Source organism: Streptomyces sp. NPDC051172 (genome assembly GCF_040682555.1).
Lineage (GTDB): Bacteria > Actinomycetota > Actinomycetes > Streptomycetales > Streptomycetaceae > Streptomyces.
In genome coordinates this window covers 1-1,032 of sequence record NZ_JBFBBE010000499.1, presented here as the reverse complement: position 1 = coordinate 1,032, position 1,032 = coordinate 1, and the positions used below count along the sequence as shown (strand labels likewise).

Sequence of the window (1,032 nt, the reverse complement as noted above, 5' to 3'; positions counted from 1 at the left end):
CTGCTGCACCTGACCGACTGGATGGAGCCGCGGCCCGTGAAGCTGCCGCTGGCCCTGCGGCCCGCGAGCGCGGAGGTCCGGCCGCGACCCAAGGGTCTCGTGCTGGTCATCGGCGCGTGGAACTACCCGGTGCAGCTCGCGCTCGCCCCGGTCGTGGGCGCGCTGGCGGCCGGCAACACGGTGGTGCTCAGCCCGTCGGAGAAGGCCCCGGCCACGGCGGCGGCGCTGCGGGAGCTGGTGCCGCAGTACCTGGACTCCGCGCTGGTCTCCGTGGTGGCGGGCGGCAAGGAGTGCAACACCGAGCTGCTGGCGGAGCCGTGGGACCACATCCTCTACACCGGCGGGGAGCGCGTGGGCCGGATCGTCTACGAGGCGGCGGCGAAGACCCTCTCCCCCGTGACGCTCGAGCTGGGCGGCAAGTCGCCGGCGGTGGTGACGCCGTCGCGGAACACGGGCGCGATGGCCCGCCGCATCGCCTGGGCGAAGTTCACCAACGCGGGCCAGACGTGCGTGGCCCCGGACTACGTGCTGGCCGTCGGCGAGGCCGCGCTGCGCCAGGTGACCGCCGAGCTCCCCGCAGCCCTGCGCGAGTTCTACGGCGACGACCCCCGCGCGTCGAAGGACTACGGCCGGCTCATCTCCGCCGAGCACGCGGAGCGGCTGCGGGAGATGCTCCAGGCGGACCTCGACGCCGGCGCCGAGCTGCTCGTCGGCGGCGACGTGGACGTGGCGGAGCGGTACATGGCGCCGACCGTGGTGACGGGCGTCAAGCCGGACGGCGCGCTCATGCAGGAGGAGCTGTTCGGCCCGATCCTGCCCGTGCTGACCGTGGACACCTTCCAGGACGCCCTGGACTTCATCGCGGAGCGTCCGCACCCGCTGGCCGCCTACCTGTTCACGGACCGGCCGAGCTACCACCGCGCGTTCGACGACCAGGTGCAGGCCGGCGGCCTCGGCTACGACGTCGGCCTGCTGCACGCCGGCATCGCGACGCTGCCGTTCGGCGGGATCGGCGCGTCCGGGATGGGCGCG

At 74.2% G+C, this 1,032-nt stretch carries 1 protein-coding gene; it reads left to right on the top strand.

Features of this window, described 5'->3' with window-relative positions; genetic code table 11:
* Positions 1–36: 36 nt before the first annotated feature.
* Positions 37–1,032 (top strand): aldehyde dehydrogenase family protein (locus AB0N07_RS52215; RefSeq protein WP_365848183.1); only part of this gene is annotated, 996 nt, incomplete at its 3' end.